At 57.8% G+C, this 11993-nt stretch carries 9 protein-coding genes and 1 pseudogene; 6 read left to right on the top strand and 4 right to left on the bottom strand.

The window, feature by feature from the left end; all coding sequences use genetic code 11:
- Positions 1–114: 114 nt before the first annotated feature.
- Both HKK55_RS08970 and HKK55_RS08965 read right to left on the bottom strand, forming a co-directional pair.
- Entirely contained in the window at positions 115–1278 is a 1164-nt protein-coding gene (locus HKK55_RS08970; RefSeq protein ID WP_169354324.1) for a substrate-binding domain-containing protein, read from the bottom strand.
- 125 nt (positions 1279–1403) lie between these two features.
- Positions 1404–2564 carry a substrate-binding domain-containing protein gene (locus HKK55_RS08965; RefSeq protein WP_169354323.1) on the bottom strand — a complete coding sequence of 387 codons (1161 nt, stop codon included), beginning with the start codon at positions 2562–2564 and terminating at the stop codon, positions 1404–1406.
- 667 nt (positions 2565–3231) lie between these two features.
- Between HKK55_RS08965 and HKK55_RS08960 the strand changes: the two genes are divergently transcribed.
- The gene (locus tag HKK55_RS08960; protein ID WP_169354322.1) at positions 3232–3858 is read left to right on the top strand and encodes a glutathione S-transferase family protein; all 627 of its coding nucleotides are present in this window, start codon (positions 3232–3234) and stop codon (positions 3856–3858) included.
- Between the two features lie 313 nt (positions 3859–4171).
- Here HKK55_RS08960 and HKK55_RS08955 read toward each other — a convergent pair whose 3' ends face one another.
- The gene (locus HKK55_RS08955; RefSeq protein WP_169354321.1) at positions 4172–5023 is read right to left on the bottom strand and encodes an EcsC family protein; all 852 of its coding nucleotides are present in this window, start codon (positions 5021–5023) and stop codon (positions 4172–4174) included.
- Between the two features lie 280 nt (positions 5024–5303).
- Between HKK55_RS08955 and HKK55_RS08950 the strand changes: the two genes are divergently transcribed.
- Positions 5304–7778, top strand: a complete 2475-nt coding sequence (locus HKK55_RS08950) for a hypothetical protein (protein WP_169354320.1) — start codon at positions 5304–5306, stop codon at positions 7776–7778.
- Positions 7779–7813: 35 nt separating this feature from the next.
- Positions 7814–7966 (top strand): annotated as a pseudogene (locus tag HKK55_RS08945) (LysE family translocator); the annotation flags it as partial.
- Between the two features lie 25 nt (positions 7967–7991).
- Here the strand turns inward: HKK55_RS08945 and HKK55_RS08940 are convergent.
- Positions 7992–8885 carry a LysR family transcriptional regulator gene (locus HKK55_RS08940; protein WP_169354319.1) on the bottom strand — a complete coding sequence of 298 codons (894 nt, stop codon included), beginning with the start codon at positions 8883–8885 and terminating at the stop codon, positions 7992–7994.
- Positions 8886–9011: 126 nt separating this feature from the next.
- Here HKK55_RS08940 and HKK55_RS08935 point away from each other — a divergent pair, with 126 nt between their 5' ends.
- The 3 genes from HKK55_RS08935 to HKK55_RS08925 are packed head-to-tail and all read left to right on the top strand — an operon-like array spanning position 9012 to position 11784.
- Entirely contained in the window at positions 9012–10199 is a 1188-nt protein-coding gene (locus tag HKK55_RS08935) for an MFS transporter (protein WP_169354318.1), read from the top strand.
- Between the two features lie 27 nt (positions 10200–10226).
- Positions 10227–10730, top strand: coding sequence for a cyclophilin-like fold protein (locus HKK55_RS08930; protein WP_169354317.1), 504 nt, complete (start codon positions 10227–10229; stop codon positions 10728–10730).
- 25 nt (positions 10731–10755) lie between these two features.
- Positions 10756–11784 (top strand): alpha/beta hydrolase, encoded by a 1029-nt coding sequence (locus HKK55_RS08925; protein ID WP_169354316.1) that lies wholly within the window; start codon positions 10756–10758, stop codon positions 11782–11784.
- Positions 11785–11993: the final 209 nt, after the last annotated feature.

The following is an 11993-nucleotide window of genomic DNA, read 5'->3' as shown; positions in this document are numbered from 1 at the left end:
TAGGCCGTTGGCGAGGGGCGGGACTGAACTTCTGTCACGGAAAATTCATATGCAACTGATAACGGCACCCCGCCAGTGCAAACGGCAACGACCAGGGCCATTGCCGTTCAAGGGCTACAGAGGGCGACCCAGCCCGGTGCAGACGTTCGGGTTGCCGATGCTCAGGCCGTTGGCGGCGGTGGTGAACGTTTGACGCACAGCGGTTTTCCAGTACGCCGGAAGTGGCACCAAGCGGTTGCTGTTGATGGCTGCGTCGTTGTTGGCCAACGCGCCGTAGTGGCGGCTGAAGAAGGAGCGTACTTGCGCCGTTTCGGTTGCGTCGGCGTAGCACTGGCTGAAAATCAGGTTAGTGAAGCCGAGGATTGGGTAACCTTGAGTTGGGTAAGGCACGGCACTTGGATCATTAGGATTAGCAACGGAGAACACAGGGACCCAAGCAATCGGGTTGGAACGATTGGCAACGGCAGGTACGGCAACGGCGGCGATTGCCATCGAGATGTTGGCAGGCGCAGGCGACACACCCGCGACCCGGGCAACTTTGGTGGCGTCATCCAGGCCCGCCAATGTAGACGCGGCATAGGCCGGGCTCATGAACGTGATACGGCCCTCGGCGGCATTCATTGCATCCATCACCCCTTGGCTGGTGACGGCACCCACAGCATTGGCCGGCAAGCCCCCCGTGTAGCTGGAGGCGAAGTTGGTCGTGACATAAAAGACCCCGGTTTCTGCGCACTTAGCGTTCAGAAAACGGGTGAACAGCTCGGTGGTGCCACTGCTCTGCGCGGGGTAAACCACAGTCAGGTAACCGGTGCGACCCGAGGAAGGGATCTGATCCCATTGGGTCAAACGCCCGGAGAACACCCCACACAACGTATTGACGCTCAAATCGACCGCCGCAGCGCCTGTTTTATTGAAGGGAATGGCGATCGAGGTGGCCGCCGACGGGACCTGAATCAATGGGCCCCAGGCCTCGCCATGATTAACCCGATAGGTACTCAGTTCAGCGGCCGTCAACTTGGAATCACTGGCGGCCCAATGCACATTCTTGTTGATGGAGCCCGGTACAAACTGGCTGTAATCGTTGTTCAGGAACGCCAATTTGCCTTTACCGCTGCCCACACCGATGTAAGGGGCAAAACCGGCGGTCAATACGCCGGCAGTCTGGTAAAGCGGTTGTGGCAGAGTCGAGCCGCCACCGTTGATGTCGGCCATTGCCGTCTGGACAGTACACAGAGCGGCAAGGGTCATGGAGACCGCGAGAACGTTGCACTTGAACATGAGCAAATTCCTTTCGTGGTGTTCATCCGTGGGGTGACGCATCAGAGGGCACCCCCCTGGCAAAAAAAATCAGCAACGGCACAGGCCGTTGCTGATCGGGTGTTACGTAGCGTCGAAAGCCCGAATTACAGCGGACGGCCGATGGCGTTGCAGACGCTGGTGTTACCGATGCTCAAGCCGTTGGAAGCGGTGACGAAGGTGTCACGTACTGCGGTTTTCCAGGAAGCTGGCAGCGGCACGAAGCGGTTGCTATTGATGGCGGCGTCGTTGTTGACCAACGCGCCGTAGTGGCGGCCGAAGAAAGTACGTACTTGCGAGGTTTGAGTTGCGTCGGCATAGCACTGGCTGAACACCAGGTTGGTGAAGCCGAGGATTGGGTAGCCGCTGCTTGGGTAAGGCACAACGCTTGGGTCAGCGCTGGTGGTAGCCGCGAATACAGGCACCCAGGCGTTAGGGTTGGAGCGGTTGGCCGCAGCTGGCACCGGAACAGCAGCGATGGCGGCCGATACGTTGCTTGGAGCTGGCGACACACCGCCGATGCGAGCCACTTTGGTGGCGTCATCCAGGCCGGCCAACGTTGGAGCGGCGTAATCCGGGCTCATGTAAGTGATGCGACCGTCGCCAGCGTTCAGAGCGTCCATGACGCCTTGGCTGGTCACGGCGGCCACCGCCTTCGGTGGCAGAGTGCCGTAGCTGGCCGAGAAGTTGGTGGTGATCGCAAACGGCTTGGCTTCAGAGCACTTGGCATTGAGGAAGCGGGTGAACAACTCAGTGGTGCCGCTGGCTTCATTACGGTAAACCACGACGATTTCGCCGGTACGGCCCGAACTCGGAATCTGCTCCCACAGGTTCACACGACCGGAGAACACACCACACAGGTCACTGACGCTCAAGTCGACTGCGGCGGTACCCGCCTTATTGAACGGAATGGCAACCGAGGTGGCCACCGAAGGCACCTGGATCAGCGGGCCCCAGGCCGCACCATGGGCAGCCGAATAACCGGTCAGCTCAGTAGTGGACAGCTTGGAATCGCTACCCGCCCAATGCACGTTCTTGTTGGTAACGCCCGGCACGAACTTGCTGTAATCGTTGTTCAGGAACGCCGCTTTACCGTTACCACTGCCCACACCGATGTACGGGGCAAAACCGGCAGTCAACACGCCGGTAGTCTGGTACAGCGGTTGTGGCAAGGTTGCACCGCCACCGTTGATGTCAGCCATGGCAGCCTGGGCGGTGCACAGTGCAGCGAGGGTCATGGATACCGCGAGAACATTGCGCTTAAACATGAAGATGCTCCTTTCGTCGTGTTCGTACGTTGAGTAGATGGCTCTTGCATGACGCTATGGCGCTCCGGTCCCAAGCCTGGATCAGGGGTGACTTGAAGGTGAGGCCATGGCGAAGAAGTTCGCAGTTTCCGATGACAGCTAAAGGAAAAAACCTCGGGAGAAAACCCTTGATTTTCAAATAGATTCTCGGGTGTTTCGGCAACAAAAGCGGACGGTTTCGGCTCAGGTGACAGCGAGGTTTCACCGTGCTGCGTGGAGGTTGCGCTGGAATGCGCATGGGCAGTGCCTACGGGTTCGGCAGATGACAGAACGGGGAACCCGAGCTTGCCAATAAGGGCGGTCGGGTGCCCGCCCCAAAGTAACAGCCCTTTCAAGGTCTTTGAGAATGCAGCCAACTACGCTTGAAACACCCAGTTCAGGGCAGTGAAGAGCAACTGTGGGAGATGTCGAGCTTTAGCGAGGCTGCGATGACGTCGGCATAGCCAACATTGAGGGTGTCTGACCCACCGCTATCGCAGCCTCGCTAAAGCTCGACAGCTGCCACAAGGGTTTCACGTCGTCGGTCAGATCTTCATCCCAAGCCTGCAAAGACCTTGAAAAGTCTGACGCTAAGGCGGCGGTGTCGTATTTGCCCTAGACTCCCCACTTTCGCACAGCGGAGCCTCCTATGATCACTGTCCACCACCTCAACAACTCACGCTCGCAACGCATTCTATGGCTGCTTGAAGAGCTCGCCCTGCCCTACGAGATCAAACGATACCAGCGCGACCCGAAAACCAACCTCGCGCCGCCTGAACTCAAGGCCATCCATCCGCTGGGCAAATCACCGGTGATTGAAGACGGTCCCCAGGTGTTGATCGAGTCCAGCGCTATCATCGATTACCTGATTCGCCGCCATGGCGACGGCCGCCTGCAACCGGACCCCGCCACTGCCGCCTACGATGAGTACGTGCAATGGCTGCACTTCGCCGAAGGCTCGGCCATGCTGCCGCTGATGCTCAACCTGTACGTCGGGCGCCTGGGTGAAGCTGGCGCACCGTTGCATCCGCGTATCGAATCGGAGCTGGCCAATTACCTGGGTTATCTGAACGATGTGCTGGGGCAGACGCCTTATCTGATGGGTGAAGCATTGAGTGGCGCGGACATCCAGATGAGTTTCATTGGCGAACTCGCCAGGGCCCAGGGAAAGTTGAAACCGTACCCGAACGTGGCGGCGTGGGTGCAAAGGTTCCAGGATAGACCTGCGTATCGCAAGGCGCTGGAACAGGGTGGGGAATATGCGTTTGCGAAGTAGATTGCAGAGCGGTTGCTGTCATTCAATGCCTTGAAAGCCCACCGAGTTGGCTTCGAGCCGCCAATTAAGACCCAACACTGCCCCTGTGGCGAGGGCGCTTGCCGGATCGCCGTATCGCCCCGTTGGGTTGCGAAGCTGCCCTAAAACCTGCCATCTCGGTCTATCTGAAAAAATTCAGCGATCTTATTGGGGCCGCTTCGCAGCCCAACGGGGGCAAGCCCCCTCGCCACAGTTCAGTGGTCGTTCTCCAAATACGGGTGACCTTTCAAAGGGCTTGTGGCGCACCAGGGCTGTCGAATCGCTTCACCTGCGTCTAGCTCACCCGAGGCGCGGCCTTGATGGCCGTGTACTCGCTCTTGATTTGCTCAAAGCCATACTTTTCCTCAAGCCTTTTGACGATGAAGTGCCCTCGCGCCATGTCCTGATAGAAATGGGTAAACAGTGCATTGATCGTCGCCCCGGTAAAGGCCCCCATCACCGGAACAGCCTGGGCCGCGAACTTGCTGGAAATGGTGAAACCAAAACGTGTCGCAACTTTATCAATCAGTATCGCCAGCCATTTCCCGGCCTGCCCTGGGGAAAGGGTGCTGATGGCCTTGGAACCCTGCTTGGCGGCTATCCCCGCCAGCTCCTTGGACAGCTGTTGCATAGCCTGAGTGGTGAAACTGCGGGTCATGTAGTAACCCGTCTCCGTCGCATCGTCGGCCTGGCTGTTGCCGCCCATGGCAAACACCTCGATGCACGCCTGCTTGGTAGCAAAGTCTCCCAGGTCAAAACCTTCGCTGCGCGCCACGTCGGCGACCGAGCGCATCATGATGGTGGTGGAGATCGGCAGCTCGACAAACAGCGCCGCAATCCCGAAAGCCCCGCCGATAGCCCCCGAGGTCGCAGCATAGACCTTGTGCAGACGGGTCGAGGCCGGCTTTTTCGGGCTGTTTTCCAGGCTCCACAGTGCTGCGTCAGCGGACGAATGCAGCGCCGCCGCCACGGCGCCATTGATGCGTTTTGAAACCACACCCGGCAATGCCTTTACCGCGCTTTCGATAGGTGAGCCGATCATGCCCGAGAGCCTCGCCGTCAGGGAGGGTGACTCCAGCAAACCCACGGCCCGCTTCAGGTCCTGGTAGTCCTCGGGGTTGTCTTTGATGCTCACAGGTGCCTCCATCAGATTTTCCGGCTCTCTCATAAACCAAAGACCCGCGAGGCGGGCCATAGTGCCGTCTTTTCGAGAAGGATAATAAACCGTGGATGGGTGCTGCGTGATTCATTGTTCAACCGCCTCTCATCCCTTATCCTCGTGACCTTACCTGCCACCTCGCACCGGGGCTTACATGGACATCGCCACTCGCCGGCTTCGCCCTGAATGGGGTCCGGGATCGTCCAAAAGCGCTACACCTATCGTCGCAGACCCGTGTATTTGAAATCACCCATCTGTTATCGAGGTCATGGTGCCCAACTCTTCTGATCAACGTGCTGACGAAAAAAGCCTGCCGCGCTTATTGCTCGATCTGCTTTGGCAAATCGCCGTATTGCTGATCCCGATCTTCCTTGTAACGGTAATACCGTTGCTATGGGCACTGGGTGTCGTGCTGGTGTGTGCTGCCTTGATGTGGCTGACGGCACGGGCCGGCTGGCAAGCAACCGGCAAAGGGTTTGCCAGGTTAATGACCTCTGCCGCAATAGGCCTGGGTTTTAATCTGGGCAGGGCTTTGCCGCCGTATTGGGATATCGCGGGTGCAGCAGCGGTGATGTTCTGCGGCCTGGCGTGCGTCAGTCATCTGGAAAAACGTTTTGGCCTGGTCGATAAGAAGCAGGCCAAGTCGTCGTCGCCATCGAGGGGGCAGTCTTCGGGCGGCGCCAGTGCCTGGGGTGGAGACGAACCCCAGCAAACGCCCGAGGGCGAGCCCATCCGCGTGTTCAACTACAGTGAAATCGCCATGGGCGGCCCCGTCCTGTGCGATTACCTGTTCCCCGATGGGGTGCTGCTCCAGAGCCTTGGATCGTCGGCTCGTTTCTCCAATGACGGGCGTTATTTCGCCGCGCCTTTGCCCTCGCGCCAAAGCTGGGGGTTGGTAATTCTGGATCGACAGTTGCGTCAGCTCTACCGGTGTTCGTGTGATGATTTCTGGGAGCTGGACGCCTTTAACGACGGCGCCCTGACTGGGCGTTACAGCCCTCTGGTCGACAATGGCGCACGGAAGATCAGCCTCGAACAACTGCTGACAACCGCTGAAAAGGTCAGCCTGGTACCCATTGTTGACCTTTGGCTTGAGCCTGGTGGCTGGCAAAAAAACCTTGCCCTCGAAACGCTCCGGTACACGTCCCCCGATGGCAAGCAACGTTTAGACGCCAGCCTGGCGCTGCCGGCCAGCTTGCGCGAATTGCCGCAGCCTTGCGACCCGCTGAGCAACCCGCAATATCGTGTCAGCCTGAACGGTCAGCCCACCGCGTTGCTGATCAGGACTGACACCGCAATCATCTGGAATCCCGATGGCCGTTCTTTCGCGTGCCACGCACGGATGGATGCAGAGCAACCCCTCAACTACTGGCTCTGGCACGTAGACCGAGGCTGGCAAGCACTGCCTTCCCCATGGGTGCCCGCTGAAAGTGAGCCCTCCCTGGGTTGGAGCGAACCCCTGGAGCTGGATGACCACTGCTTGCGGCTCTCGTCCTACTTCGAATACCCGCAGCCTGATTGCGGTCGTTATGGTTACAGCTTGCACCGCGTCCACAGCGACTGTGAGTCTCAGGTTGGCCATGATGCGAACGGCCGGATGCAGGTCGCGCAGCGGCAGCTGACTCGCGTGCGGTTGGCCGTGCCGCTGGCGGGTGATGGGCAGCGAGGCGCGACGAGGGTCGAGTCGGCACCTTTGGCGGGTAAAACCCGGGCGCAATTTACCTGGCAGCAAGACAATAGCCTTGGGCTCGGCGGTTATACCTGCCGGATTGCGGACTGGGAGCTGCCGGGTGTTTGGCTACTCGATCATCGAGTGTCGAACGTTGGCCGTTACATCGCCTTGATACCGTTTACCCTGCCGCCCGCCACAGCCGGTCATGTGGTGGTGGTCGACGCACAGGAACGCCAGTTGATGAGCAGCCCTCCACTGCTGGTTGCACGATTGTTGGATTTTCGTGGCCCGAGACTGAGCGTGGCAGTGATTCGAGGTCGCCTGGATCAGGATCGGCAAAGCAGTCCATTGCAACGCTTCGACCAGTCGCCACCGGAGGCGAGCGATGGCGCTGCATTCTCGCAGCATCGACCGGACTCGCGACTTTACTATGAGTGGTGCGAGCTGAACGTCAGCCCACAAGGCCTGACCGCCCTGCCCGACTGGCGCCTGGTTAAACAGCCACAGTCAGCCATAGCCGATGGCAACTTCGTCCAGCCAGCCCCTACGGATAAAGATGCCGCCTGGCTGTTCGGCTGTGAAACCGAATACGCCGACAGTTGGCTGCGCGTCCAAAGCCCTCGCCTGGGCGGGCATTTGCTGACGGCCTCCGGTTGCGCCATCAGCGATCTCGCACCTTCGATGATCTGGTCCAAAGATGCACGCTATCTCGCGCTGACTCGACTCCATACCGACGTCAACGATGACCATGCAGGCCGGAGGGCCTGGCAGATCTTGCTGTTGGATGTGCAGGAGCGAACCTTGAGGCATTCACCTCAGTGGCTGCGCAATCGACCACAGTTTGAAGGTTTTAATACCGAGGCCTTGAAGGTGCGTCTGTTTCAGCGCGACTGGGACGCCAAGCATGATAGGGACCGAGGCACAATCAACGTGCTGAAGTTGAGCGACCTGCTGGCCCTTCCCGCCGAAGCCCTGTGCCCACGCGCAGGACTCTGGCTGACGAAAGATCAGCTTCGTCATCTGGAAGCGTGGCAAGCCTTGGACACATCAGCTTTGAGCCATTGGCGCTAGTCAGGCCTTCATCCCTTATCCTTAGCCGAAGCCGTATGGAGCTTGCCACCCTCACCCTCTTCCTCCCCGCCTGCTTCGCCCTGAACATGGCGCCCGGCCCGAACAACTTGCTGTCCGTCAGCAACTCCACCCGCTATGGCTATGGCTATCGCACTTCGTGCCTGGCCGGTGTCGGTCGCCTGCTGGCCCATCTGAACCATCAGTTCGTCCCCTCTACCCTAATTTGCGCAATGCATTGGCAACCAGCGTAAATGCGGGAGAGGGTTGTCGACGACTGGGGTAATACAAATAGTACCCAGAAAACGGTGGGCACCAATCTTCTAACACACGCATCAGCCTGCCTTCCCGAAGGTGCGGTTCAAACTCCTCCTCAGGCAGGTAAGCAATGCCCAGCCCGGCCAATGTCGCATCCACGATATGGCTAGACGTGTTGAAAATGAGCTGGCCGTCTACGCGTACGTTCACCTGCTTACCTTGCCGCTCAAAGTCCCATACATAGAGCCCGCCTGATGTCTGCATGCGCTGGTTGATGCAGCAATGGTTCATCAAGTCGCGCGGGTTTTCTGGAATGCCTCGGGTGGCAAAGTACGCTGGCAAGGCGACGGCAGCCATCCGCAATGGTGGGCCTATCGGGACTGCGATCATGTCTTTGTCGATGGTGTCACCCAGGCGCACGCCTGCATCAAAACGATCCGCCACGATGTCCCTGAAGCCGTAATTGACATCGAACTCAACGTTGATGTCCGGATATTCGTGTAGCAGCGCAGTGAGTTTGGGTAGCAACGTCATACGCAGAACATGATCGCCGCAGGTGATGCGGACGGTGCCCGCCGGCTTGTCGCGCATTTGCGTCAAGTTATCCAGCTCCGCCTCGATTTCATCGAAGCGATTACCGATCGCTTGCAGTAGCCGCTCGCCTGCGACGGTTGGCGAGACGCTGCGGGTGGTGCGCGTCAGCAACCTGATTTGCAGGCGTGCTTCCAGACCGCTGATTGCCTGACTCAGCGCAGATTGGGTAACACCCAGCACCCCGGCGGCGCGGGTGAAGCCGCCTTCGCGCGCCACTGTCACGAAATACAGCAGATCGTTGAGGTTTCTTCTGACCATAGTGCGATATGCCTTTAAGGCTATTGATTAGTAAAGCTTATAGCCTTGTTAAACACTCATTAGCTAGTCGCGTGAGTATTCGTTCGTCATCATTCCTGTATGAATACGAATGACTGTGAGGCCCCGATGGACACTTCTTCCACCAGCAACGAGGCTCCCGCCTACTGGAGCGGTGTCTTTGCAATGACGCTTTGTGTTTTCGTCCTGATCGCTTCGGAGTTTATGCCTGTCAGCCTGCTGACACCGATGGCGGCTGATTTTCAAGTTACCGAGGGAATGGCCGGGCAAGGCATTGCGATTTCCGGGGTATTTGCGGTCCTGACCAGCCTGTCGATCTCGTGGATTGCCGGAACCCTCGATCGCAAGACACTGCTGTTGGCATTGGCCGGGTTGATGGCCCTCTCGGGCGCGATCGTCGGGCTAGCCCCCGACTATCAGACTTACCTGGTCGGCCGGGCGCTTATCGGCGTGGTCATCGGCGGTTTCTGGTCGATGTCGGCTGCAACGGCTATGCGCCTGGTACCTGCCGCACAGGTGCCGAGGGCGTTGGCCATCTTCAACGGCGGTAACGCGCTGGCTACCGTAGTTGCCGCACCGCTGGGCAGTTATCTGGGCTCGATTATTGGCTGGCGCGGGGCTTTTTTCTGTGTGGTACCTGTCGCGGCGATTGCTCTCGTCTGGATGTACATCAGCCTGCCGCCCATGCAGGTGCAGTCGCGCATACCGGGCTCCGGGAACGTGTTCAAACTGCTAAAGAATCGATCAGTGGTGCTGGGTATGGTCGGCTGCGGGGCCTTCTTCATGGGGCAGTTTGCGCTGTTCACCTATCTGCGGCCCTTCCTTGAAACGGTAACGCGCGTCGATGTATCCACGTTGTCGTTGATCTTGCTGGTGATCGGTGCGGCAGGCTTTATCGGCACCTTGACCATCGGCCGATTTCTAAGGCGCAGCCTGTTCCGGACATTGATCGCAATTCCAGTCTTGATGGCCTTGATCGCCCTGGCACTGATCCCTTTTGGCAACTCGATCATCGTCGTTGCTGCACTGCTGGGCTTATGGGGGCTGTTGGCGACTGCGGCCCCGGTGGGCTGGTGGAGCTGGATTGCACAGGCCATGCCAAATAATGCCGAGGCTGGCGGCGGCCTGATGGTAGCCGTGATTCAACTGGCCATTGCTCTGGGCTCAATCGTGGGTGGACTGCTGCTCGATAGTCGCGGCTATCAAAGCACTTTTGTCGCTAGCGCAGTCGTGCTGCTGCTGGGTGCAGTGGTGACCGTACTGACGTCACGTTCGACACCCTCTAGAACCGCTTGAACCACGCAACGATCCGGGAGACGGGTGATGACCAGGAGCATTCAGCATGCTGCAAATACCGAGCAGCGCCAAGGCTGCGGCAAGCGGCCATTTCGTTGGCCTGGTTTGCTGTATTCAGCTTTCGTGCTTGGCAGTTACATCCTACTGAATAATGTCGCGTCGGCGTCTTCGATTACGGAGAAATCTCGCATGTGGATGATCATCGGCGAACAACGCTTTGCCATCACCCTGGCCGACAACGCAGCCGCTCGTGTGTTTGCCACGCTATTGCCACTGAAGCTGGACATGAGCGATCTCAATAGCAATGAAAAATACGCCAGCCTTCCTGAAGCCCTGCCCGCCAATGCAAGCAAACCGGGAACGATCCACACGGGTGATCTGATGCTGTATGGCACGGACACCCTGGTTATTTTCTATTCGACCTTTGAATCGACATACGCATACACCCGCCTTGGGCACGTGGACGACAACGCGAACCTGGCACAGGTTTTAGGTCGTCATGCGGTGAAAGTGATGTTTTCCCAAAACTGACTACTTTGCATCGATAGGGATTCCAATGAAAAAGATCATTGTTTTATTAACGCTTCTTGTCAGTTCACTCTCAGCAGTAGGAGCCGATATGTCTAACGGTGCGGATAATTTTTATACCAGCGACAAAGTGACCGTGCAAAAGGTCAACTTCAAAAATCAGTATCAAATGAACGTGTCGGGCAATCTGTTTATCCCCAAAAAACCAGACGCCAAAACCAGGAGCCCTGCGATTGTTGTTGGCCACCCAATGGGCGCGGTCAAGGAACAAAGCGCTAATCTATATGCCACCAAAATGGCGGAAAAAGGCTTCGTGACACTGTCCCTGGATCTTTCATTCTGGGGCGAAAGCGAAGGGTTGCCGCGCAATGCTGTCTCGCCGGATATTTATGCCGAGGACTTCAGCGCGGCGGTGGATTTTCTCGGTACCCGGCCTTTTATCGACAAGGAGCGGATTGGTGCACTCGGCATCTGTGGCAGCGGTAGCTTCGTTATCAGCGCGGCCAAGATCGACCCACGTATGAAAGCCATCGCAACGGTTAGCATGTATGACATGGGCGCCGCCAATCGCAATGGCCTGAAGCATGCGCAGACACTTGAACAACGCAAAGAGACCATCGCACAAGCGGTACAGCAGCGTTATGTCGAGTTCACGAGCGGTCAAACCCTCTACACCAGCGGTACGGTGCACCAACTGGACGAGAATACTCACCCGATCCAGCGTGAGTTCTATGATTTCTATCGCACACCGCGCGGTGAATACACGCCAGCCAGCTCATCCAAAGAGTTGACCACGCACCCTACGCTGACGAGCAACATCAAATTCATGAACTTCTACCCGTTCAATGACATCGAGACGATTTCACCTCGTCCGATGCTGTTCATCGCCGGAGCCGATGCGCACTCGAGAGAATTCAGCGAAGAAGCGTACAAGCTCGCGGGTCAACCCAAGGAGCTCGTCATCATTGCTGGCGCTGGCCATGTTGACCTTTATGATCGAGTCGACCTCATTCCTTTTGACAAACTGGCAAGTTTTTTTCAGAGCAATCTGAAGTGATGGCTGAGCAGAGAGACCCTATAAATTAGCCTCGAACCTGTGAGGCTTTATCGCAAGAGCCGGATGTTCAATTGACTACGTTTTCAGTGAGACCCAATTACCCATTCGGCTTAATAGGTGTCTAACGGCTGCTCTGGCCGTTACCGACCTAAAGCCCGTCCCAATGATGCCGATAACCTTCTTGCATCAATCGATCAGCGTTCCCTTAC

It is taken from the genome of Pseudomonas sp. ADAK18 (assembly GCF_012935695.1).
Taxonomy (GTDB): Bacteria; Pseudomonadota; Gammaproteobacteria; order Pseudomonadales; family Pseudomonadaceae; genus Aquipseudomonas.
The sequence above is the reverse complement of the archived record's forward strand: the minus strand, read 5'-3'. Positions and strand labels throughout refer to the sequence as shown.